General features: G+C 68.9%; 21 protein-coding genes. 17 read left to right on the forward strand and 4 right to left on the reverse strand.

The window, feature by feature from the left end:
• Positions 1-28: 28 nt before the first annotated feature.
• The 3 genes from QZM72_RS29705 to flgA form a co-directional block, all read right to left on the reverse strand.
• The gene (locus QZM72_RS29705; RefSeq protein WP_089468673.1) at positions 29-469 is read right to left on the reverse strand and encodes a flagella synthesis protein FlgN; all 441 of its coding nucleotides are present in this window, start codon (positions 467-469) and stop codon (positions 29-31) included.
• 78 nt (positions 470-547) lie between these two features.
• Complete coding sequence (flgM, locus tag QZM72_RS29710; protein ID WP_301739845.1) at positions 548-877, reverse strand: flagellar biosynthesis anti-sigma factor FlgM; 330 nt, start codon at positions 875-877, stop codon at positions 548-550.
• A gap of 117 nt (positions 878-994) precedes the next feature.
• A complete protein-coding gene (gene flgA, locus QZM72_RS29715; protein WP_301739858.1) occupies positions 995-2203 on the reverse strand; it encodes a flagellar basal body P-ring formation chaperone FlgA in 1209 nt (402 codons plus the stop codon).
• A 204-nt stretch (positions 2204-2407) separates the two neighbouring features.
• On the opposite strand from flgA, the gene flgB reads away from it, so the two are divergent.
• From flgB to QZM72_RS29780, 13 genes are all read left to right on the forward strand, one after another.
• Positions 2408-2896, forward strand: a complete 489-nt coding sequence (gene flgB / locus QZM72_RS29720) for a flagellar basal body rod protein FlgB (RefSeq protein WP_089468671.1) — start codon at positions 2408-2410, stop codon at positions 2894-2896.
• A gap of 51 nt (positions 2897-2947) precedes the next feature.
• Complete coding sequence (gene flgC, locus QZM72_RS29725; RefSeq protein WP_034190310.1) at positions 2948-3373, forward strand: flagellar basal body rod protein FlgC; 426 nt, start codon at positions 2948-2950, stop codon at positions 3371-3373.
• A gap of 67 nt (positions 3374-3440) precedes the next feature.
• Complete coding sequence (locus QZM72_RS29730) at positions 3441-4187, forward strand: flagellar hook assembly protein FlgD (protein ID WP_089468669.1); 747 nt, start codon at positions 3441-3443, stop codon at positions 4185-4187.
• Positions 4188-4214: 27 nt separating this feature from the next.
• Positions 4215-5456 (forward strand): flagellar hook protein FlgE, encoded by a 1242-nt coding sequence (flgE, locus tag QZM72_RS29735; RefSeq protein WP_089468668.1) that lies wholly within the window; start codon positions 4215-4217, stop codon positions 5454-5456.
• A gap of 19 nt (positions 5457-5475) precedes the next feature.
• Entirely contained in the window at positions 5476-6234 is a 759-nt protein-coding gene (gene flgF / locus QZM72_RS29740) for a flagellar basal-body rod protein FlgF (RefSeq protein WP_050014265.1), read from the forward strand.
• 34 nt (positions 6235-6268) lie between these two features.
• The gene (flgG, locus tag QZM72_RS29745; protein WP_006477564.1) at positions 6269-7057 is read left to right on the forward strand and encodes a flagellar basal-body rod protein FlgG; all 789 of its coding nucleotides are present in this window, start codon (positions 6269-6271) and stop codon (positions 7055-7057) included.
• Between the two features lie 21 nt (positions 7058-7078).
• A complete protein-coding gene (gene flgH, locus QZM72_RS29750) occupies positions 7079-7768 on the forward strand; it encodes a flagellar basal body L-ring protein FlgH (RefSeq protein WP_011546413.1) in 690 nt (229 codons plus the stop codon).
• Between the two features lie 5 nt (positions 7769-7773).
• Complete coding sequence (locus QZM72_RS29755; RefSeq protein ID WP_089468803.1) at positions 7774-8931, forward strand: flagellar basal body P-ring protein FlgI; 1158 nt, start codon at positions 7774-7776, stop codon at positions 8929-8931.
• Complete coding sequence (gene flgJ / locus QZM72_RS29760) at positions 8932-9915, forward strand: flagellar assembly peptidoglycan hydrolase FlgJ (RefSeq protein WP_089468667.1); 984 nt, start codon at positions 8932-8934, stop codon at positions 9913-9915.
• 218 nt (positions 9916-10133) lie between these two features.
• Complete coding sequence (locus QZM72_RS29765) at positions 10134-10889, forward strand: flagellar brake protein (protein ID WP_069621009.1); 756 nt, start codon at positions 10134-10136, stop codon at positions 10887-10889.
• Positions 10890-11082: 193 nt separating this feature from the next.
• Positions 11083-13083 carry a flagellar hook-associated protein FlgK gene (gene flgK, locus QZM72_RS29770; protein WP_301739846.1) on the forward strand — a complete coding sequence of 667 codons (2001 nt, stop codon included), beginning with the start codon at positions 11083-11085 and terminating at the stop codon, positions 13081-13083.
• 22 nt (positions 13084-13105) lie between these two features.
• Positions 13106-14347 (forward strand): flagellar hook-associated protein FlgL, encoded by a 1242-nt coding sequence (gene flgL, locus QZM72_RS29775; protein ID WP_089468665.1) that lies wholly within the window; start codon positions 13106-13108, stop codon positions 14345-14347.
• Positions 14348-14618: 271 nt separating this feature from the next.
• The gene (locus QZM72_RS29780; protein WP_301739847.1) at positions 14619-15926 is read left to right on the forward strand and encodes a solute carrier family 23 protein; all 1308 of its coding nucleotides are present in this window, start codon (positions 14619-14621) and stop codon (positions 15924-15926) included.
• A gap of 43 nt (positions 15927-15969) precedes the next feature.
• Here QZM72_RS29780 and QZM72_RS29785 read toward each other — a convergent pair whose 3' ends face one another.
• Positions 15970-16854, reverse strand: coding sequence for a transcriptional regulator GcvA (locus QZM72_RS29785; protein ID WP_126363721.1), 885 nt, complete (start codon positions 16852-16854; stop codon positions 15970-15972).
• 96 nt (positions 16855-16950) lie between these two features.
• On the opposite strand from QZM72_RS29785, the gene QZM72_RS29790 reads away from it, so the two are divergent.
• The 4 genes from QZM72_RS29790 (at position 16951) to QZM72_RS29805 (ending at position 20524) form a co-directional block, all read left to right on the forward strand.
• Entirely contained in the window at positions 16951-17619 is a 669-nt protein-coding gene (locus QZM72_RS29790; protein ID WP_301739848.1) for a chromate transporter, read from the forward strand.
• A complete protein-coding gene (locus QZM72_RS29795) occupies positions 17616-18143 on the forward strand; it encodes a chromate transporter (RefSeq protein ID WP_050014278.1) in 528 nt (175 codons plus the stop codon). The genes QZM72_RS29790 and QZM72_RS29795 overlap by 4 nt, the downstream gene beginning before the upstream one ends.
• A gap of 58 nt (positions 18144-18201) precedes the next feature.
• Complete coding sequence (locus QZM72_RS29800; RefSeq protein WP_089468658.1) at positions 18202-18945, forward strand: YoaK family protein; 744 nt, start codon at positions 18202-18204, stop codon at positions 18943-18945.
• 457 nt (positions 18946-19402) lie between these two features.
• Positions 19403-20524, forward strand: coding sequence for a porin (locus QZM72_RS29805; protein WP_011546404.1), 1122 nt, complete (start codon positions 19403-19405; stop codon positions 20522-20524).
• Positions 20525-20773 lie beyond the last annotated feature (249 nt).

Raw genomic sequence — 20773 nt, forward strand, 5'->3', positions numbered from 1 at the left:
CGGGCGGCCGCGCGGCGACGTCAGCCGGTCAGCGCGTGAGCGCCGATACGCGTCCGTCGGGGCCGTACACGCCGGCCGGCGCGGGTGCCGAGCGCAGCACCGCGAGCGCGCGCTCGTTGTAGTCCATCCGGATCCGGATCAGCATCCCGTTGTTCGCATTGGCCTGGCGCGCGCGTTCGGCGGCCTGCTGCAGCAGTTGCCAGCGGCTGGCGAGGCGCGCATCGCGCTCGGCCGCCTGGTCCATGCCTTTCTTGCCGACCGGGAAGCCGAGCGCGGAAAGCTGCGTGTCGCGCGTGCGTTCGAGCTGCGCGAGCCGGTCGATCAGTTCGCTTTTCTTCTCGACGATGCCGGGCAGCATCTCGAGCGGCTCGGCCGTCGTCAGCGCCTTTTCCTCGTAGACGAGCAGGGACGCGAACGCCTCGACCGTCGCGTGTTCGTCGTTGACCGTGGCCAGCAGCTCTTCTCTCATCGCGTCATGCTCGTCGCGCCGGTGCGTGCGGTGTCGCGCGCGCCGGCAAACCGGGTGACCCGGCCACGAGGCCGGGGCTTAGCTGCCCTGCGGGCGCTGCTGCTGCAGCAGTTCGCGGGCGGTGTTCAATACGCCGTCGGCAATCTTGTTCGCGTCGATCGTCAGCGTGCCGTCGTTCAACGCGTCCTTGATCGACTGGACGAGGCCCGTGTCGATATCGGCACCGCCCGACGCGGATACCGAACGCAGCTGGCCGGACAGACCCGACAGGTTCACGGTCGTGTCGCCGCCGCTCGATCCTGCATCGGCTGCCTGCGTGGACGACTCGGCCGTGCCGGACGGCGCACGGGCCGCGCCGTTGCCGGACGGCGCGAGGGGGCTCGGTTTCGGAGTGGAATCGATTTTCACGATGGGTTTCCTGTACGGTTTGACCCAGATAACGGCCGGGTCGGCCCGAACTTTAGCATCGCGAACCCGAAATGCTCCGAATAAACAATTCTTTACATTTTTGCGGCCGATCCGTCCCTACAGCGGAATTTCGACGGTGCCGGCGTCCTTGACGATCGCCGTGACGATCTGCCCGGCCGCCATCCGCACGCGTACCGACTGGCCGGGCGCCGCGTTCGCGAGCACGCTGCCCTCGGCCGAAATCGTGAAACCGGGGCCGGCCGCGACGACCCGCACCGTCTGGCCGGCCGACACCGACGCCGCGCTCTTCAGCATGTCCTGCCGCAGCGGCAGCCCGGCCGAGATGCGCGCGAGCGCGGTCGCGCCGACGGCCTGCGCGGGATCGGTGATCACCGCGAGCGGCAGCACCGTCAGGTCGCCGTCGCGCGCGACCAGGTCGGCCGCGGAGAGCGGCTCGCCGGGCGCGATCTGGCGCGCGGCGACGTAATAGGTGGCCTGCACGGCGACCTTCGCCTGCAGGTAGACGGTCCACGGTCGCGCGCCGGCGCAGCGCACGCCGACCGTCGTGCGGCCCCACAGGCGCGCGCCGGTCGGCAGGAACGGTTCGAGCGTCGTGCACGCGGCGAGCCCGCGCGGAAAGGCGGTCGTGACCGTCGCGGTGGTCTTGCCGGGCAGGCCGGCGATCTGCTGCTGCAGGAACGTGAGCGCCGCGCGCTGGATGGTTTCGGGGTCTTGCTGGCCGGGCGGCGTCGCCGGCTGGGCCGGGGCCGCCGTCGGGTTGGCGGAAGCGGCCGCCGTGCGCGGGGCCGCCGCGACCGACGCGGCACGGGCCGCCGCGAGGCGGGCCGAGGCCGCCGATTGCGGCGCCGGCCGCGCGAAAGCCGATGCAGGCTCGGCCGTGCCGGCGATGACCGTCGCGATGGCGGCGGGGTCCGCCGCGCGCGGCGTCGCGCCGTACCCGGCGTTCGCGCGGGCGGCTGCGTAGGTCGGGAGCGGCGCGGCGGCCGGCGGCGGGACGCTCGTCACGACCATCTGGCCGGCCGGTTGCGCCGCATAGCCGTCGCCGGTCGCGGCGCTCGCCGTGCCGACCGCGCGCTGTCCGCCCGAAGCCGAAGCCATCCCCGCATTCCCGCCGAACTGCCCGCCGCTCGCCGCATTGGCGTGCGCGAGCGCGGTTTCGGTCGTCTCGCCGCGCCCGGGAATCACGATCATTCCGTCGGCGGCATGCGCGGCGGGCGCGGCGATCCACAGCGCCGCGGCGAGCGCGAACGCACGCCGCACCTGCGTGAGCCGCCCGTTGCTGTCGCGAAGTGCGCCGCCTGTCATCGCCATGCCCCCGATCCGTTGATCCGCTTCGCATTCTAGGGAGCCGGGGCGTCGCGCAAACGATGAATAGAGGGGGCCTTTGCCGCGTTATTCGCCCGATTGCCGGTTGCGTCCCGCGCCTACCATCGCTGTCATGGAAAAAAGCCTCTCGGGTCGCCATCCGGTGCGAGGGGCGTGCAGCGCTTCATACGGAGAGACGCACACATGCTGGACAAACTCGATGCGGAATTCGCGTTCGGCCGACAGGCGCTCGACGTGCGCGCCTATCGGCAGGAACTGCTGTCGTCGAACATCGCGAACGCCGACACGCCCGGCTACCAGGCCCGCGACGTCGATTTCGCGTCGACGCTCGCGCGCTCGCTGAAGCAGGCGGGCGGCGGGCTCGCGCCCAGCAACGCCGGCCAACTGCCGATGGCGCAGCCGGCCGGCGTGACGAGCGGCATGTCGATGGTGTCGACGGAGCCGGGCCACATGGCGGGCACCGTGAAGCTGATCCCGACCGGCGGCCCGTCGGACGACTACGGCCGCGCGCAATACCGGATGCCGCTGCAGCCTTCGCTCGACGGCAACACGGTCGATCTCGACGTCGAGCGCGTGCAGTTCGCGAACAACGCGCTGCACTACGAAACCGGGATGACCGTGATGACCCAGCAGATCAAGGCGATGATCGCCGCGATCACGACGAACTCGTAACGCACGCGTAAGCGCCGCTTCCGAATCCGGAACCCAGCACAAGGAGCCTCCATGCCTTCGTTGATGAACATCTTCGGCGTCGCCGGTTCGGCGCTGTCCGCGCAATCGCAGCGCCTGAACGTGACCGCGTCGAACCTCGCGAACGCCGACAGTGCGACCGGCCCCGACGGCAAGCCGTACAAGGCCAAGCAGGTCGTGTTCGCGACCGACCCGATCGGCGGCGCGCGCACCGCGTCCGGCCAGGGCGTGGGCGGCGTGCGCGTGACCAAGGTGATGGACGACCCGTCGCCGATGAAATCGACCTACGACCCGGCGAACCCGGCCGCCGACGCGAACGGCTACGTGCAGATGCCGAACGTCGATCCGGTGCAGGAGATGGTGAACATGATCTCGGCGTCGCGCTCGTACCAGGCCAACGTCGAGACGCTGAACACCGCGAAGACGCTGATGCTCAAGACGCTGACGATCGGCTCGTAAGCCGCGCGCCGCCCGACCTTTCCCTACCGAGACCCGGACCGACAGTTCCGACAGAAGGCCACCCAGGATGACTTCCTCCAACACGACGATCGGCGGCAACGGCACCAACGTGTCGACGCTGCCGACCGACACGATGAACACCAACAACGTGTCGTCGACCAACGGCACGTCGGCGAGCGACCTGCAGGCGACGTTCCTGAAGCTGCTCGTCACGCAGTTGCAGAACCAGGATCCGACCAGTCCGGTGGACAGCTCGCAGATGACGTCGCAGCTCGCACAGATCAACACGGTGAGCGGCATCGCGCAGTTGAACACGTCGCTCACGTCGCTGTCGTCGCAGCTCGCGGCCGGCCAGCAGACGCAGGCCGCGCTGCTGATCGGCACGAACGTGCTCGCGCCGGGCAACGGCGTCGCGGTGAAGAGCGGCGCGGCGTCGCCGTTCGGCGTGTCGCTCGCGAGCTCGGTGTCGAACCTGACGATCACCGTGAAGAACTCGGCGGGCGCCGTCGTGAACACGATCAACGCGGGCGCGCAGTCGGCCGGCACCGTGCCGTTCAACTGGACGCCGACCGACGCGGCCGGCAACGCGCTGCCGGACGGCAAGTACACGGTCAGCGCGTCGTATACCGACAGCAACGGCACGCCGCAGGCGGCCGCGACGCTCGCGGCCGCGCAGGTGCAGAGCGTGGTCAAGCAGGCGGACGGCACCGCGGGGCTCGTGCTGTCGAACGGCACGACGGTGGGGCTCACCCAGGTTGCGTCGATCTTCCCGAACACGAAGTCGTCCTCGACCGGCGACACCACCACCAACTGATCGAGCTTTCTCGTCACGGAGAACGAAATGGGTTATCAACAGGGTCTGAGCGGCCTCGCCGGCGCATCGAACGCGCTGGACGTGATCGGCAACAACATCGCCAACGCGAACACGGTCGGCTTCAAGTCGAGCACCGCGCAGTTCGCCGACATGTACGCGAACTCGGTCGCGACGACGGTCAACACGCAGATCGGCATCGGCACGGCGCTGAATTCGGTGCAGCAGAGCTTCGGGCAGGGCACGATCAATACGACGAACTCGTCGCTCGACGTCGCGATCAACGGCAACGGCTTCTTCCAGATGTCGAACAACGGCGTGACGACGTACTCGCGCGACGGCACGTTCCAGCGCGACAAGAACGGTTTCATCGTGGACGCGCAGGGCCGTAACCTGATGGGCTACGCGGCCAACGCGGGCGGCGTGATCAACACCGCGCAGACCGTGCCGCTGCAGGCGCCGACCAACAACATCGCGCCGACCGCGACGACCAAGATCATCGGCCAGTTCAACCTGAACTCGCAGGACACGGTGCCGGCCAAGACGCCGTTCAATGCGACCGACAACACGACGTACAACTACTCGACGGCGATCCAGGTGTACGACTCGCTCGGCGGCTCGCAGGCGGTCAACATGTACTTCGTGAAGTCGGCGGCCGGCACGTGGGAAGCGTACGCGGGCGTCCAGGGCGGCACGACGACCGATCTGGGCACGATCACGTTCGATACGTCGGGCGCGATCAAGAGCACGACGACGGGCACGCCGGCCGCGCCGACCGCGTCGCTCGGCCAGTTCCAGTTCACCGTGCCGAACACCGACGGCTCGGCGACGCCGCAGGCGCTCACGCTCGACCTGACCGGCACGACGCAGTACGGCGGCAAGGACGGCGTGAACAATCTCGCGCAGGACGGCTACGCGAGCGGCACGCTCACCACCTACTCGATCGGCTCCGACGGCAAGCTGACCGGCAACTACTCGAACGGCCAGACCGCCGTGCTCGGCCTGATCGCGCTCGCGAACTTCAACAACCCGAACGGGCTGGTGAACCTCGGCGGCAACCAGTACGCCGAATCGGCGGCGTCGGGCGTGCCGCAGGTGTCGGCGCCGGGCAGCACGAACCACGGCACGCTGCAGGGCAGCGCGCTCGAGAACTCGAACGTCGACCTGACCTCGCAGCTCGTCAACCTGATCACCGCGCAGCGCAACTACCAGGCGAACGCGCAGACGATCAAGACGCAGCAGACCGTCGACCAGACGCTCATCAACCTGTAAGCGCGGACAACCGGCAGCCATGGACCGACTGATCTATACGGCGATGACGGGCGCGTCGCAGTCGCTCGACCAGCAGGCGATCGTCGCGAACAACCTCGCGAATGCGTCGACGACGGGTTTTCGCGCGCAGCTCGCGACGTATCGCGCGGTGCCGATGAATTTCGGCGACGGCAGCAACATCGACCCGACGACGACGCGCACCTACGTGCTCGCGTCGACGCCCGGCGCCGATTACGCGCCGGGTCCGATCACGCGCACCGGCAATCCGCTCGACGTCGCGGTGCAGGGCGCGGGCTGGCTGTCGGTGCAGACGGCCGACGGCGGCGAGGCGTACACGCGCGCCGGCAATCTGCACGTCGACGAGAACGGCCAGCTCGTCAACGCGAGCAACCTGCCGGTGGTCGGCAACGGCGGCCCGATCTCGGTGCCGCCGAACGCGGAAGTGACGATCGGCAAGGACGGCACGGTGTCCGCGCTGATGCCGGGCGACCCGCCGACCGCGGTCGCGATCGTCGATCAGATGAAGCTCGTCAATCCGGATCCGGCCACGCTCACGCGCGGCAACGACGGGCTGTTCCGCACCGCCGACGGCAATCCGGCCGACGCCGATCCGAACGTGGTCGTCACGCCGAATTCGATCGAAGGCAGCAACGTGAACCCGGTGACCGCGATGGTCGCGATGATCGACAACGCACGGGCGTTTCAGCTGCAGTCGAAGCTGATCCAGACGGCCGACCAGAACGAGCAGACGGCCAACCAGCTGCTCAACTTCAGCTGAGCGCCCGCGCCAGCCCACGCAGGAGACCTGACAAGTGAATCGTTCGCTCTACATCGCCGCGACCGGCATGAATGCGCAGCAGGCGCAGATGGACGTGATTTCGAACAACCTCGCGAACACCAGCACGAACGGCTTCAAGGCGTCGCGCGCGGTGTTCGAGGATCTGCTGTACCAGACCATCCGCCAGCCCGGCGCGAACTCGACGCAGCAGACCGAGCTGCCGTCGGGCCTGCAGCTCGGCACCGGCGTGCAGCAGGTCGCGACCGAGCGCCTGTACACGCAGGGCGGCCTCACGCAGACCGGCAACTCGAAGGACGTCGCGATCAACGGCGCGGGTTTCTTCCAGGTGCTGATGCCGGACGGCACCAACGCGTACACGCGCGACGGCTCGTTCCAGACCAACGCGCAGGGCCAGCTCGTCACGTCGAGCGGCTACCAGGTCCTGCCGGCGATCACCGTGCCGCAGAACGCGCAGTCGCTGACGATCGGCAAGGACGGCGTCGTGTCGGTCACGCAGCCCGGCTCGAGCAACGCGGTGCAGATCGGCTCGCTGCAGATCGCGACCTTCATCAACCCGACCGGCCTCGAGGCGAAGGGCGAGAACCTGTTCGCGGAAACGACGTCGTCGGGTGCGCCGAACGTGTCGCAGCCGGGGCTGAACGGCGCGGGCGTGCTCAACCAGGGCTACGTCGAGGCGTCGAACGTGAACGTCGTGCAGGAACTCGTCAACATGATCCAGACGCAGCGTGCCTACGAGATCAACAGCAAGGCCGTGACGACGTCCGACCAGATGCTGCAGACCGTCACGCAGATGAAGAGCTAACCGGAACGTCCCGTCGCAGCCATGAAGCAGGTTCGCCTCCCCTCGTCAGCCACCGTCCGCGCCGCCTGCGCGGTCGCGGTGGCGGCGCTCGCCGGTTGCGCGCAGATCCCGCGCGATCCGATCATCCAGCAGCCGATGACGGCGCAGCCGCCGATGCCGATGTCGATGCAGGCGCCCGGCTCGATCTACAACCCCGGCTACGCGGGGCGGCCGCTGTTCGAGGATCAGCGCCCGCGCAACATCGGCGACATCCTGACGATCATGATCGCGGAGAACATCAACGCGACCAAGTCGTCGGGCGCGAACACGAACCGGCAGGGCAACACCGACTTCAACGTGCCGACGGCCGGCTTCCTCGGCGGGCTGTTCGCGAAGGCGAACCTGTCGGCGACCGGCGCGAACAAGTTCGCGGCCACCGGCGGCGCGAGCGCGGCGAACACGTTCAACGGCACGATCACCGTGACCGTCACCAACGTGCTGCCGAACGGCAACCTCGTGGTCAGCGGCGAGAAGCAGATGCTGATCAACCAGGGCAACGAATTCGTGCGCTTCTCGGGGGTCGTCAACCCGAACACGATCTCCGGCGCGAACTCCGTCTACTCGACGCAGGTCGCCGACGCGAAGATCGAATACTCGTCGAAGGGCTACATCAACGAAGCCGAGACGATGGGCTGGCTGCAGCGCTTCTTCCTCAACATCGCGCCGTGGTGATGACGATGCAGCTGCCTCTTTTCCTCCGCCTGTCGTTTCGTGCACTCGCCTGCGTGCTGGCCGCGTGCGCGCTCGGCGCCGCGCCCGCGCACGCGGAACGCCTGAAGGATCTCGCGCAGATCCAGGGCGTGCGCGACAACCCGCTGATCGGCTATGGCCTCGTCGTCGGCCTCGACGGCACCGGCGACCAGACGATGCAGACGCCGTTTACGACGCAGACGCTCGCGAACATGCTCGCGAACCTCGGCATCTCGATCAACAACGGTTCGGCCAACGGCGGCCCGTCGTCGCTGAACAACATGCAGTTGAAGAACGTCGCGGCCGTGATGGTGACGGCCACGCTGCCGCCGTTCGCGCGGCCGGGCGAGGCGCTCGACGTGACCGTGTCGTCCCTCGGCAACGCGAAGAGCCTGCGCGGCGGCACGCTGCTGCTCACGCCGCTGAAGGGCGCGGACGGCCAGGTGTACGCGCTCGCGCAGGGCAACATGGCGGTGGGCGGCGCGGGCGCCAGCGCGAACGGCAGCCGCGTGCAGGTGAACCAGCTCGCGGCCGGCCGGATCGTCGGCGGGGCGATCGTCGAGCGTTCGGTGCCGAACGCGGTCGCGCAGATGAACGGCGTCCTGCAGCTGCAACTGAACGACATGGACTACGGCACCGCGCAGCGGATCGTGTCCGCGGTCAACGCGAGCTTCGGCCCGGGCACCGCGACGGCGCTCGACGGCCGCACGATCCAGCTCGCCGCGCCGGCCGATTCCGCGCAGCAGGTCGCGTTCATGGCGCGCCTGGAGAACCTCGACGTGAGCCCGGACAAGGCCGCGGCGAAGGTGATCCTGAACGCGCGCACCGGCTCGATCGTGATGAACCAGATGGTCACGCTGCAAAGCTGCGCGGTCGCGCACGGCAACCTGTCGGTGGTCGTCAACACGCAGCCGGTGGTGTCGCAGCCGGGGCCGTTCTCGAACGGGCAGACGGTGGTCGCGCAGCAGTCGCAGATCCAGCTGAAGCAGGACAACGGCGCGCTGAAGATGGTGACGGCCGGCGCGAATCTCGCCGACGTCGTGAAGGCGCTGAACACGCTCGGCGCGACGCCCGCGGACCTGATGTCGATCCTGCAGGCGATGAAGGCGGCCGGCGCGCTGCGCGCCGACCTGGAGGTGATCTAAATGGCAGCCACGCTCCCCAACGCAAACGACCTCACGCAGCGCTTCGCGCTCGACGTGCAGGGTTTCGACGCGCTGCGCGCGCAGGCGAAGCAATCGCCGCAGGCCGGCGCGAAGGCGGTCGCCGGCCAGTTCGACGCGATGTTCACGCAGATGATGCTCAAGAGCATGCGCGACGCGTCGCCCGACGGCGGGCTGTTCGATTCGCATACGTCGAAGATGTACACGTCGATGCTCGACCAGCAGCTCGCGCAGCAGATGTCGAAGCACGGAATCGGCGTCGCCGATGCGCTGATGAAGCAGTTGCTGCGCAATGCGGGCGCCGGCGCGGGCAGCGACACGGCGGCCGACGTCGGCGCGGGCGGCATGGGCGCCGGCGGCCTCGGCACGGCCGGCAACGAAGGCAGCCTCGCCGCGATGAACGCGATGGCGAAGGCCTATGCGAACGCGGCGAACAACGGCGGCCTTGCCGGCGCGCGCGGCTACTCGGCCGACAGCGCGCTGACGCCGCCGCTCAAGGGCGCGCGCGGCGTGCAGGGCGCGGACGCGTTCGTCGACCGGCTCGCGGGCCCCGCGCAGGCGGCCAGTGCGACGACCGGCATCCCGGCGCGTTTCATCGTCGGCCAGGCCGCGCTCGAATCGGGCTGGGGCAAGCGCGAGATCCGCGCGACGGACGGCTCGACCAGCTACAACGTGTTCGGCATCAAGGCGAACAAGGGCTGGACCGGCCGCACCGTGTCGGCGCTGACCACCGAATACGTGAACGGCACGCCGCGCCGCGTGGTCGCGAAGTTCCGTGCGTACGACTCGTACGAGCACGCGATGACCGATTACGCGAACCTGCTGAAGAACAACCCGCGCTACGCGGGCGTGCTGAGCGCGAGCCGCAGCGTCGAAGGCTTCGCGCACGGGATGCAGAAGGCCGGCTACGCCACCGACCCGAATTACGCGAAAAAGCTGATCTCGATCATGCAGCAGATCGGCTGACGGCCGCGCCCGCCACCGGTTGGCCCCCCTCGGACCGCGCCCGGCACCTTGCCGCGCGCGGTTTCAACGTTTGCGAGAAATAAATCGCCGTTTCGATCTAAACTTTCGGTCAGCACTGCCGCTAAGTGTGAGAGACCTGCGACCGGGCCCCCGTTCTGGCCCGGTTTTATTGCGCACCGGTTGCCCCGGGCGCCCATGACAAGAAAGACCGGCTAGCCATGAATATCGAAACGTCGACGGACCCCAGCCTGGATGCAGGCCACTCCGGGCCCGACTATGCCCGCCGCAATCCGCTGGAAATCGGCGTGCAGTTGCGCAACCTGGTGAACCGCGGCGATTTCCTGACGGTCCAGTACCCGGGCGGCCAGCTCGTCACGCGTCTGCTCGAGGTCGACGTCGGCGCGCGGACGTTCACGTTCGACTGGGGCGCGCTGTCCGAGCAGAACGCCGGCATCCTCGGCGCGTCGCACTGCACGTTCGCGGCCGCGCCGGAGGGCGTGCGCGTCGAATTCACCACGGGCACGCCGCGCGAGACGCGCTACGAGGGGCTGCCCGCGTTCGTCGCCGATTTCCCCGACGTGCTGGTGTGCATCCAGCGCCGCGAATATTTCCGCGTCGACGCGCCGATCGTCGATCCGTTCCTGTGCCGCGGCAAGCTGCCGGACGGCGAAAGCTTCCTGTTCGAGGTGCACAACCTGTCGCTCGGCGGCGTGGGGCTGCGCACGGCGGATGAGCGCGTCGAGGCGCTCGAGGTCGGCACGCTGCTGCCCGACGTCGAGCTCGAGCTGACCGGCCACGGCAAGCTGTCGCTCGACCTGCAGCTGGTGTCGCAGCGTTCGACGCAGATGCCGAACGGGTCGCGCCGCTACCAGCTCGGCTTTCGCTACATGTCGCTGCCGGGCAGCGCGGAGAACACGCTGCAACGGCTGATCACGCAGCTCGAAATGAAGCGCCGCTCGCTCGCGCGGGCCTGACGCGCATCCGGCCGGCGCCCCCCGCGGGCCGCCCGCGCAGCACCGCCGGCGCCTTGCGCCGGGCGCTTCCAGCGGCGACGCACGCCCGTGCGCCGCGCGTGCATTTTTTCCTCAATTTTTTCAATCCGCGGCCGTTATACCGGGAGTCACGCAACCCGGCGGCCGCAGCGCGGCCGGCTCATCAGGATCGCGCATGTCCAACACACTCATGAACCTCGGCGTCAGCGGCCTGAATGCCGCGCTCTGGGGCCTCACGACGACCGGCCAGAACATCAGCAACGCCGCGACGCCGGGCTATTCGGTCGAACGCCCGGTCTATGCCGAGGCGAGCGGGCAGTACACCAGCAGCGGCTACATGCCGCAGGGCGTGAACACCGTCACCGTGCAGCGGCAGTACAGCCAGTACCTGAGCGACCAGCTGAACGGCGCGCAGACGCAGGGCGGCGCGCTGTCGACGTGGTATTCGCTCGTCGCGCAGCTGAACAACTACGTCGGCAGCCCGACGGCCGGCATCTCGACCGCGATCACGAGCTATTTCACCGGGCTGCAGAACGTCGCGAACAATGCGTCCGATCCGTCGGTGCGGCAGACCGCGATCAGCAACGCGCAGATTCTCGGCGACCAGCTGAAGGCGGCGGGCCAGCAATACGACGCGTTGCGCCAGAGCGTGAACACGCAGCTCACCAGCACCGTGTCGCAGATCAATACGTACACCGCGCAGATCGCGCAGCTGAACCAGCAGATCTCGGCGGCGAGCAGCCAGGGGCAGCCGCCGAACCAGCTGATGGACCAGCGCGATCTCGCGGTGTCGAACCTGTCGTCCCTCGCCGGCGTGCAGGTCGTGCGCAACGACAGCGGCTACAGCGTATTCCTCGCGGGCGGCCAGCCGCTCGTCGTCGCCGACAAGAGCTACCAGCTTGCGACCGTCACGTCGCCGTCCGATCCGAGTGAGCTCACCGTCGTGTCGCAGGGCATCGCCGGCGCGAATCCGCAGGGGCCGGACCAGGCGCTGCCGGATGCGTCGCTGTCGGGCGGCACGCTCGGCGGCCTGCTCGCGTTCCGCCGTCAGACACTCGACCCGGCCCAGGCGCAGCTCGGCGCGCTCGCGACCAGCTTCGCCGCGCAGGTCAACGCGCAGAACGCGCTCGGCGTCGATCTGGCGGGCAAGCCGGGCGGCGACCTGTTCACGGTGACGAACCCGACCGTCTATTCGAATCAGGGCAACACCGGCAACGCGTCGCTGTCCGTGTCGTTCGCCAGTGCGTCGCAGCCGACGACGAGCGACTACACGCTGTCGTACGACGGCACGAACTACACGCTGACCGACCGCGCGAGCGGGTCGGTGGTCGACCAGAAGGCGGGTCCGATGCCGGTCTCGCTCGGCGGGCTGAACTTCTCGTTCTCGTCCGGCGCGATGAATGCCGGCGACCAGTTCACCGTGCTGCCGACGCGCGGCGCGCTGACCGGCTTCGGCCTCGCGACCACGAGCGGCTCGGCGATCGCGGCCGCGTCGCCGGTGGTCGCTGCGGCATCGAAAACCAACATCGGCACGGCAAAGATCACGCAGGGCGCGGTGAGCGCCGGCTACCAGGTGCCGACGACGCCGACCAAGCTGACCTACGACGCGGCGTCGCAGTCGCTGTCGGGCTTCCCGGCCGGCACCACGGTGACGATCGCGGGCACCCCGCCGACCTCGGTGACGATCACGAGCCCGACCGACAGCGTGCCGTACAACGCGACGGCCGGCGCGAAGCTGACGATCAACAGCACCACGCAGCCGGCTCCGGCGGGCGTGATGAACGGCGTGACCGTCACGCTGTCCGGCGCGCCGTCGGATGGCGACACGTTCACGATCGGACCGTACGCGGGCGGCACGAGCGACGGCTCCAACGCACAAGCGTTGTCGCAGCTCGTCACCGCGAAGGCGCTCGGCGGCGGCACGACGACGCTGACCGGCGCGTATGCGAACTACGTGAACGCGATCGGCAACACGGCGAGCCAGCTGAAGTCGTCGAGCGCCGCGCAGACCTCGCTCGTCGGCCAGATCACGACCGCGCAGCAGTCGGTGTCGGGCGTGAACCAGAACGAGGAAGCGGCGAACCTGATGCAGTACCAGCAGCTTTACCAGGCGAACGCGAAAGTGATCCAGACGGCGGCGACGCTGTTCCAGACCGTGCTCGGCCTGTTCAACTGACCGGATTCGAGGAATAGAAGCGATGCGAATTTCCAGCGCCCAGTTCTTCCAGCTGAACGTTTCACAGATGAACGATCAGCAGGCGCAGCTCGCGCAGCTGTACCAGCAGATTTCGAGCGGCACGAGCCTGCAGACGCCGGCCGACAACCCGGTCGGCGCGGCGCAGGCCGTGCAGCTGTCGATGACGTCGGCGACGCTGTCGCAGTACGCGACCAACCAGACGACCGCGCTCGCGTCGCTGCAGGCCGAGGACCAGGCGCTGCAGAGCGTGAGCAGCGTGCTGACCGGCGTGCAGACGCTGCTCGTGCGTGCCGGCGACGGCTCGCTGGCCGACAGCGACCGCTCGGCGCTCGCGACGCAGCTGCAAGGCTATCGCGACCAGCTGGTGACGCTCGCGAACTCGAACGACGGTGCCGGCAATTACCTGTTCGCCGGCCTGAACAATTCGACGGCGCCGTTCACGGCCAGCCCGAACGGCAGCATCAGCTACGTCGGCGACTCGGGCACGCGCCAGGTGCAGATCGCCGATTCGAGCAGCGTGTCGCAGGGCGACACCGGTTCGGCGGTGTTCATGTCCGTGCCGTCGCTCGGCAGCGCGCAGGTTCCGTCGGCCGGCGCCGGCAACGTCGGCACCGGCGCGATCGGCGCGGTGACGGTGACGGACCCGTCCGCCGCGACCAACGATCACCATTTCACGATCACGTTCGGCGGCACGCCCGCCGCGCCGACCTACACGGTGACCGACAGCTCGGCCAAGCCGCCGACCACGACGCCCGCGCAGGCCTACACGTCGGGTGCGTCGATCGCGCTCGGCAGCGGGATGACGGTGGCCGTATCGGGCACGCCGAGCACCGGCGATACGTTCGCCGTGACGCCCGGCCCGCAGGCGAGCGGCGGCGCCGACATCTTCTCGACGCTCGACTCGACGATCGCGGCGCTGAAGATGCCGGTGACCGGCAACCCTGTCGCGGCCGTGTCGCTGAAGAACGCGCTGATGACCGGGTCGATCAAGGTCGGCAACACGATGCGCAACGTGACGACGATCCAGGCATCCGTCGGCGGCCGCGAGCAGGAAGTGAAGGCGATGCAGGCCGTCACCCAGACCGCGTCGCTGCAGACGACCAGCAACCTGACGGACCTGACCAGCACCAACATGGTCACGACGATCAGCCAGTACCTGCAGGTGCAGAACGCGCTGACCGGCGCGCAGAAGGCGTACGTGCAGCTGCAGAACCTATCGCTGTTCCAGTACATCAATCCGTGATGCACGCGGCGCCGGCCGCGATGTGAGCGCACGCTTACTTCGCGGCCGGCGCTTGCCGCCGCCAGCCGCGCATCGTGCGCGGACGGGCGCTTCGCCGGGGCCGCGCGGTCGCGCACCGGTTCTCTCGCGCGGCCTGCCGCGTCCTCGTTTGGCCGGCCCCGCCCGCCGGTTCGCTTGCCAGCCCCATTTCCGCTCCGTAAACTCGCGCCAGATTCCAGACCGGCGCATCCTTCGCAGCCGGCGACCGACGACCGACAGGAGCGCTTTCCCCATGTCCGATTCCTACTTCCCGCGCTGGCGGGTCCAACCGACCGGCGCGGCCTCGCGCGTGGTCGGCCCCGACGAGCGCCTCGCGTGGCCGCAGATGGTCGCGATGGGCGTGCAGCACGTCGTCGCGATGTTCGGTTCGACCGTGCTCGCGCCGCTGCTGATGGGCTTCGACCCGAACCTGTGCATCTTCATGTCGGGCATCGGCACGCTGCTGTTCTTCGTGCTGGTGGGCGGCCGCGTGCCCAGCTATCTCGGCTCGAGCTTCGCGTTCATCGGCCTCGTGATCGCGGTGACGGGCTACGGCGGCAGCGGCCCGAACCCGAACATTCCGGTCGCGCTCGGCGGGATCGTCGCGTGCGGCGTCGTATACGTCGCGCTCGGCGCGCTGGTGCAGGCGATCGGCACGCGCTGGATCGAGACGCTGATGCCGCCCGTCGTGACCGGCGCGGTGGTCGCGGTGATCGGGCTGAACCTCGCGCCGATCGCGGTCAAGGGCGTGTCGGGCTCGACCTTCGAATCGGTGATGGCGCTCGTCACGGTGCTGTGCGTCGGCGGCGTCGCCGTGTTCGCGCGCGGGATGATGCAGCGCCTCTTGATCCTCGTCGGGCTCGTGATCGCGTACGTGATCTACGCGATCGCGACCAACGGGATGGGCCTCGGCAAGCCGATCGATTTCGCGATCGTCGCGCAGGCCGCGTGGTTCGGCGTGCCGAGCTTCCGTGCGCCGGTGTTCGATCCGCACGCGATGCTGATGCTCGCGCCGATCGCGGTGATCCTGGTCGCGGAGAACCTCGGCCACATCAAGGCCGTCAGCGCGATGACGGGGACGAACCTCGACCGCTACGTCGGCCGCGCGTTCATCGGCGACGGGCTCGCGACGATCGTATCGGGCAGCGTCGGCGGCACGGGCGTGACGACCTACGCGGAGAACATCGGCGTGATGGCCGTCACGCGGATCTATTCGACGCTGGTGTTCGCGGTCGCCGCGTTGATCGCGATCGGGCTCGGCTTCTCGCCGAAGTTCGGCACGGTGATCCAGACGATTCCCGGCCCCGTGCTCGGCGGCGTATCGATCGTCGTGTTCGGGCTGATCGCGGTGACCGGCGCGCGGATCTGGGTCGTCAACAAGGTAGACTTCTCCGACAACCGCAACCTGATCGTCGCGGCCGTCACGCTCGTGCTCGGCGCCGGCGACTTCTCGCTGAAGATCGGCGGCTTCGGGCTCGGCGGAATCGGCACCGCGACGTTCGGCGCGATCATCCTGTACGCGATCCTGCGCAAGGAGAAGGAGCCGGGGCCGGTGGTGTGATTCGGGAGCGGGCGGTGCAATGCCGCCTGCCGTCGTGCGTCCCTCATGTGCCGGTATTCGACTGCCCCTGCAGCCACGCACAAAACTGCGCGACGAGCGGATCGTCGGCCGGCGCGCCCGGCGCGATCCACCAGTAGCTGCGCGTCGCGATGCGCGGCCCGTCGAGCGGCATCACCAGGCGCCCGCTCGCGAGCTCGTCGTCGATCAGCGGCAGCGGGCCGAGCGCGACGCCCAGCCCGTCGACGGCCGCCTGCAGCGCCAAATAGAAGTGGTCGAACGACTGCCGCTTGCGCCCCTTCATCGCGACGCCGGCCGCCGCGAACCAGTCGCGCCAGCCTTCCGGCCGCGTATCCGAATGCAGCAGCACGTGTCGCGCGAGATCGTCCGCGCGCGTGATCGGCGCGCGCTTGAGCAGCGCGGGGCTGCACACCGGAATCACGCTTTCGTCGAGGAAGTGGCCGCTCGTGCAGTTCGGCCAGTGGCCGGGGCCGCGGCGAATCGCGACGTCGAAGCCGTTCAGCGTGTCGAGCGGCGCGTTCGACGTCGACAGCTTCAGCTCGACGTTCGGCACGTCGCGCTGGAACCGCGACAGGCGCGGCAGCAGCCATTTCATCGCGAAGGTCGGCAGCGCGTTGATGCGCAGCACGCGCGCCGCGCCGGTGTTGCGCAACTGCTCGGTCGCGTGCGCGATGCTGTCGAACGCCGCGCGCACGGTGTCCAGGTAGCGGCGGCCTTCGTCGGTGAGCTTCACGCGCTTGCCGTAGCGGTGGAACACCGGCTTGCCGAGCCACGCCTCGAACCCGGCGATCTGCCGGCTGATGGCACCGTGAGTCACATGCAGCTCGTCGCCGGCGGCGCTGAAGCTTTCATGTCGTGCCGCGGCTTCAAAGGCCCGAAGCGCGGAAAAGGGCGGGAGATCGCGTGCCATGCTTGTGATTCTAGATCACAAGGGCGCGCCGATAAAATCGTTTTGCCGGAATCCTGAACGGCGGTAACCTCGGTTCACCGTTTGATGAGGAGCCCCATGCAATCCGCTTTTCCGCCCGCCTCGCCGCCGCCTGCCGCGCCCCCTCGCAGCGTGGGCCTCGCCGAGCTGTTCACCGGCTTCCTGTCGCTCGGCCTGATGTCGTTCGGCGGCGCGTTGCCGTTCGCGCGGCGCACGATCGTCGACGAACGCAAGTGGCTCTCCGCCGACGAATTCACCGATCTGCTCGGCCTGTGCCAGTTCCTGCCGGGCGGCAACGTGATCAACCTGTCGGTCGCCGTCGGCATGCGCTTTCGCGGCGTCGCCGGCGCGTTCGCCGGGATTCTCGGGCTGATCGCCGGCCCGACGCTCGTCGTCGTCGCGCTCGGCGTGCTGTACGCGAAGACGCAGAACGATCCGCACGTGCAGCACCTGTTCGCGGGGCTCGCCGCCGCGGCGGCCGGCCTGCTCGTCGCGATGGCCGTGAAGGTCGCGAAGCCGCTGCTGCGGGCGCCGCGCACGGCCGCCGGCATCGCGGCGCTCGCGTTCGTCGCGATCGCGGTGCTGCGACTGCCGCTACTGACCACGATGCTGGTGCTCACGCCCGTCAGCATCTGGCTCGCGTCGCGCCGTCGCGAGGCCGGCACGCCGCGGCCGGCGCCGAACGCCGCGCGAGGCGCGCGCGATTCGCACGACTCGCCCCACACGCAACAGGAGCGCCGGCCATGAGCGACACGCTGATCGCCATCGCGACGATCTTCAGCCAGTTGTCGCTGCTCGCGTTCGGCGGCGGCAACACGATCCTGCCGGAGATGCAGCGGCAGGTCGTCGACGTGCACCACTGGATGAGCGCGCACGAGTTCACCGCGCTGTTCGCGCTGGCCCAGGCGGCGCCGGGGCCGAACATGATGATCGTGTCGCTGGTCGGCTGGCACGTGGCCGGCTGGGCCGGGCTGCTCGTCGCGTCGGTCGCGAAGTTCGGGCCGTCGTCGATCGTCACCGTGCTCGCGCTGCATGCGTGGGAGCGCTTTCGCGACCGGCCGTGGCGCCGCTACGTGCAGCAGGGGATGATGCCGGTGACGGCCGGCCTCGTCGCGGCGAGCGCGGTGCTGATTTCCGAGGCGTCGAACCGCACCGCGATCCAGTGGGGCATCACGGCCGCATGCGCGGTGCTCGCGTGGCGCACGCGCATCCATCCGCTATGGCTGCTCGCGGGCGGCGCGCTGATCGGGCTCACGGGCATCGGGCAGTGAGCGGCGCACAACCGGCCTCCCGTGCGCGATACTGGCGCGACTTTTCACGGGAGGATCGATGGATCTCGACGGCGCCAGCCGCAATCTCACCGTCGCCGCATTGCTGACGCTGTCCGGCGGCTACCTCGACGCGTACACGTACGTCGGCCACGGCCACGTGTTCGCGAACACGATGACCGGCAACGTCGCGCTGCTCGGCATCAACCTGTCGGCCGGCGAATGGGCCGCCGCGCTGCATCACGTGCCGCCGCTCGGCGGCTTCGTGCTCGCGGTGTTCGTCGCGCACCTGCTCGGCCTCGCCGCGCAACGCGGCTGGATGCGGCATACCGCGTTCGTGAGCCTGATCGTCGAAATCGCGTTTCTCGGCGTGGCCGCGAGCGGCTTGGTCGGCGCGTCGAGCGCATGGCTGATTCCGGGCATCTCGTTCGTCGCGACGCTGCAGACGCTGTCGTTCACCCATCTCGAGGAACTGTCGTACACGTCGGTGATGACGACCGGCAACCTGCGGCGCGCCGCGCAGAAGTTGTTCGTCGGGCTGATTCCGCGCTACGACGCGGGCGCGCTGCACGACTCGGCGCTGCTCGCGACGATCAGCTTCTGTTTCCTGGGCGGCGCGGTGGTCGGCGGCCTCGTGACGCGGCTCGTGCCGGACGTCGCGCTGTGGGGCGCCGTGTTGCTGCTCGTCGGCGCGTTCGCGGAAATCGTGCGGCGCGCGTGGCGTCGCGCGGGGAACGGCGATGCGGGCGGCGAGGGCGGTAACGGCGACGCGGGCGGCAGCGACGGGGCGACGCAAACGGCCTGAGGGCAGGCGGGCAGGCGGCAAGCTTCAACCCGCAACCCGCAACCCGCAACCCGCAACCCGCAACCCGCAACCCGCAACCCGCAACCCGCAACCCGCAACCCGCAACCCGCAACCCGCAACCCGCAACCCGCAACCCGCAACCCGCAACCCGCAACGATCGCACCGGCAATGTCGCCGCGATCCGCGTGACCACGCCGCACCATCACCGAACCTTGCAGCGCCGCGCATGCCCGCCTGCGCCGCCGCGCCCCGTGCCGCCGCCACGCGACACAGGCGCGCCGCGCGAACCGTTGTTCCCGGACGACAATCGCGCAATTGCCGCGTATTTCAATTTCTTTCAGCGTTCGCACTCGTCTTATGATTCAGCCCACATCGCGCGCGCCATGAGCGTGGGCGATCGCCACCCGGCTGCGCACGCGGCTGGCCATGAATGGAGACACCTAAAAAAGGAACGCTCATGAAGCAGACCACCCGACTCGCAGTCATCGCAGGGGGCGCGGCGCTGGCCTTCGCCAGCCAGTACGCAGCAGCACAAAGCTCGGTCACGCTGTGGGGCGTCGCCGATGCGAGCATCCGTTACCTGACCAACGCCAACGCGAAGAACGACGGCCTGCTGTCGATGACCAACGGCGCGATCACGAACAGCCGCTTCGGCATCTACGGCACGGAAGACCTCGGCGGCGGCCTGAAGGCGGTGTTCAACCTCGAGAGCGGCGTGAACCTGCAGAACGGCGCGTTCGCCGACAGCGGCCGCCTGTTCAACCGCGCGGCGTACGTCGGCCTGCAGAGCCCGTACGGCACCGTGACCCTCGGCCGCCAGAAGACGCCGCTGTTCGACCTGCTGTCGGACACCTACGATCCTCTGACCGTCGGCAACTACCTCGAAAACGCGTGGCTGCCGGTCGCACTCGGCGGCGGCCTCTATGCGGACAACCAGATCAAGTACACGGGCAAGTTCGAGGGCCTGACGGCGAAGGCGATGTACTCGACCGGCACCAACTACGAATCGACCGGCGCCGGCGGCTTCTCGGGCCAGATTCCGGGCTCGCTCGGCAAGGGCAATGCGTGGGGCGTGTCGCTGTCGTACGTGATGGGCCCGCTCAGCATCGCGGCCGGCGCGCAGCAGAACAGCGACAACTCGGCGCGCAAGCAGACGATCTACCACGCGAACGTCGTGTACGCGTTCAGCAAGGCGAAGATCTACGCGGGCTACCTGCGCTCGAAGGACGACACGGGTTTCGTCGACAGCCTGCTCGCGCAGCAGTCGATTCCGGTCGCGAAGGGCACGGGCCGCATCGACGACGGTCCGTTCGCGGGCGTGAGCTGGCAGGTCAGCGCGCCGCTGACGCTGACGGGTGCGTTCTACTACGACCACATGCGCAATGCGATGACCACGAACGGCACGCTCGCGAGCGGCAACCGCTACGCGATCGTCGGCATCGCCGAGTACGCGCTGAGCAAGCGCACCGAAATCTACGGCACCGTCGACTTCAACAAGACGAACGGCGCGGCGAACGTCGAATTGCCTGGCCGCAGCAACCAGACGGGCATCGCGATCGGCCTGCGCAATATCTTCTGACGAACGTCGGCACATGCCTGCGCCGGCTTCGTCCGACGCACATCGAAGAGGCGCCGCGGCGCCTCTTTTTTTCGTCATGCGCGCTTCATGCGCGCGCCCGACCATTCGGCGAACGCTCCATTGCGGAAGTCCCGCGCCGTAAGCGATCCGTCGGCAAGCCACAACATACTTTTACGGTCCCCGCGCGGGCTTTCCGCTACGCTGCGTGCATCGCGCGTCGCATGCCGTCCGGCGTGCGCGCGCGTCGTT

The sequence above is a fragment of the Burkholderia sp. AU45388 genome (assembly GCF_030481585.1).
GTDB lineage: Bacteria > Pseudomonadota > Gammaproteobacteria > Burkholderiales > Burkholderiaceae > Burkholderia > Burkholderia sola.

Coding starts and splice junctions, on each gene's coding strand:
- QZM72_RS29705 (WP_089468673.1), bottom strand. CDS start 469: ATGAGAGAAGAGCTGCTGGCCACGGTCAACGACGAACACGCGACGGTC.
- flgA (WP_301739858.1), bottom strand. CDS start 2,203: ATGACAGGCGGCGCACTTCGCGACAGCAACGGGCGGCTCACGCAGGTG.
- flgB (WP_089468671.1), top strand. CDS start 2,408: ATGCTGGACAAACTCGATGCGGAATTCGCGTTCGGCCGACAGGCGCTC.
- flgC (WP_034190310.1), top strand. CDS start 2,948: ATGCCTTCGTTGATGAACATCTTCGGCGTCGCCGGTTCGGCGCTGTCC.
- QZM72_RS29730 (WP_089468669.1), top strand. CDS start 3,441: ATGACTTCCTCCAACACGACGATCGGCGGCAACGGCACCAACGTGTCG.
- flgE (WP_089468668.1), top strand. CDS start 4,215: ATGGGTTATCAACAGGGTCTGAGCGGCCTCGCCGGCGCATCGAACGCG.
- flgF (WP_050014265.1), top strand. CDS start 5,476: ATGGACCGACTGATCTATACGGCGATGACGGGCGCGTCGCAGTCGCTC.
- flgH (WP_011546413.1), top strand. CDS start 7,079: ATGAAGCAGGTTCGCCTCCCCTCGTCAGCCACCGTCCGCGCCGCCTGC.
- QZM72_RS29755 (WP_089468803.1), top strand. CDS start 7,774: ATGCAGCTGCCTCTTTTCCTCCGCCTGTCGTTTCGTGCACTCGCCTGC.
- flgJ (WP_089468667.1), top strand. CDS start 8,932: ATGGCAGCCACGCTCCCCAACGCAAACGACCTCACGCAGCGCTTCGCG.
- QZM72_RS29765 (WP_069621009.1), top strand. CDS start 10,134: ATGAATATCGAAACGTCGACGGACCCCAGCCTGGATGCAGGCCACTCC.
- flgK (WP_301739846.1), top strand. CDS start 11,083: ATGTCCAACACACTCATGAACCTCGGCGTCAGCGGCCTGAATGCCGCG.
- flgL (WP_089468665.1), top strand. CDS start 13,106: ATGCGAATTTCCAGCGCCCAGTTCTTCCAGCTGAACGTTTCACAGATG.
- QZM72_RS29780 (WP_301739847.1), top strand. CDS start 14,619: ATGTCCGATTCCTACTTCCCGCGCTGGCGGGTCCAACCGACCGGCGCG.
- QZM72_RS29785 (WP_126363721.1), bottom strand. CDS start 16,854: ATGGCACGCGATCTCCCGCCCTTTTCCGCGCTTCGGGCCTTTGAAGCC.
- QZM72_RS29790 (WP_301739848.1), top strand. CDS start 16,951: ATGCAATCCGCTTTTCCGCCCGCCTCGCCGCCGCCTGCCGCGCCCCCT.
- QZM72_RS29795 (WP_050014278.1), top strand. CDS start 17,616: ATGAGCGACACGCTGATCGCCATCGCGACGATCTTCAGCCAGTTGTCG.
- QZM72_RS29800 (WP_089468658.1), top strand. CDS start 18,202: ATGGATCTCGACGGCGCCAGCCGCAATCTCACCGTCGCCGCATTGCTG.
- QZM72_RS29805 (WP_011546404.1), top strand. CDS start 19,403: ATGAAGCAGACCACCCGACTCGCAGTCATCGCAGGGGGCGCGGCGCTG.